Consider the following 1,514-nt stretch of genomic DNA (forward strand, 5'->3'; position numbering starts at 1 on the left):
TGTCCCGACCGTCGCCGTGGCCGGCACGGCGATATCGAAGGTATTGGTGCCGGTCGTCACGGCCGCATCGACGAGCACCTGGTCGCCCGGCTCGGCGAAGCTGCCGTCGCCCGCCCAGTCGATCCAGCCCTGCAGCAGCGTGCCCGGGCCAACATTGCCCGCCGTGACCTCGATCTGCGCGGTCGCGCCGACCGGCAGCGCCGGAACGGCGACGCCGTCCTCGTCGTCGGTGCCGATACTGTTGTCGCCGGTGGCGCCCGCGTTTGGCTGGCCGTCGATTTCGAAGTCGGGCAGGCCGGCACCGAGATAGGGGCTGTCGGCGATGATCGTATGCCTGGCTCCGTTGCCTGCGAGCAGCGTGCCGTAGCTGTTCGGCGCGTCGCCCCAGTCGTAGAAGCAGTCCGGCAGCGCCGGGCCGCCCACGCGTGCCAGGTCGCCAGGACCAGCATTGTGGTTCGCGACATTCGGCGGGTTGTACTTGTCGACGTCCTTGTGGGCTATCGACGGGTTGGCGAAGAACGGATCGTTGAGGTGACCCAGTTCATCGGCCCCGCGGATCTCCCCTATGTTCAATCGGCAGGCTTCGGCCTGCGGACTTCCGTTGCGCGCGGAGAGGTGATTGGTGAAGGCAACGCCTGGCACCATGTAAGGCGGCTGAAAAATTCCGTCGAAACCGTTGTTCTGGGAATTGGTCGGAACATCCGCAACCCAGCCCGTGTCCGGATTGAAAGCAAGGAACTGCAGGCCGCCATAGCCAATGATCCCGGTACCGTTGGCGGCGAAATCCAGGTCGAAGTCATACCCGGCCAATCCCACCAAGTTGACCGGAACAGGAGCACCGATGATGCCGCCGGTCGACGGGCTTATCTGAAGGGCGCTGGCCGAGACGCAATCGTAGACCCATAGACGCCCCTGCCCATCGAAGGCTGCGCCGGTGATCTGGCGTCCGGAGAGCCAGGAGGTGCCGACATATTCGATCTCGGCGGTCGTGGTGTTGATGGAAACCAGCCTGGAACGCTGGGTGGCAGTACATTGGTCGGCAAACTCGGTGCTCCAGGGCAGGAAAGTACCCGCCGTCGAGATATCGTCGATGGCAAAGCCGTAGAGCGTGCCCGACAGGTCGGTCGCGATAGCGTCCACCGTCATCCGCCCATTGACGGGATGGCGAAGGGGTGAGCCGTCGCCACTGACCTGGCTTTGGGCATTCGTGGCGTCGTTCCATCGGAACAGGCCGGTTTCGCCGTTGTCCGGGCCGCCACCCAGTGCACGCGTCCGCGTGAAGTAGAAATCGTCCGCGAACGCCGGCCCGATCCCGAGCAGGACCGCCAGCCCCACCAGCAGGATCGCGGCGACATGCCGCCTGCCGCGTGGGGCATGCACCGTTGCGCGGTGGGGACTCGGGCCGTGCGTTGCTTTCATGCTCGTTTCTTCAATACGTGGCAACGGCATTTCCCGGAGGGAAATGGACATCATCAATAACTCCCGACGAAGTTGACGAACCAGCCCTTGTGGTT

1 protein-coding gene is annotated in these 1,514 nt (G+C 64.5%); it reads right to left on the reverse strand.

The features are described from left to right. Window positions 1-1,473, reverse strand: a 1,473-nt coding sequence (locus AB5T46_RS20370; RefSeq protein ID WP_370565938.1) for a GEVED domain-containing protein, incomplete at its 3' end; no start/stop codon positions are given. Between the last annotated feature and the right edge of the window lie 41 nt (window positions 1,474-1,514).

Origin of the sequence: Luteimonas salinilitoris (assembly GCF_041300785.1) — a bacterium.
In the GTDB taxonomy this organism is placed as follows: domain Bacteria; phylum Pseudomonadota; class Gammaproteobacteria; order Xanthomonadales; family Xanthomonadaceae; genus Luteimonas; species Luteimonas salinilitoris.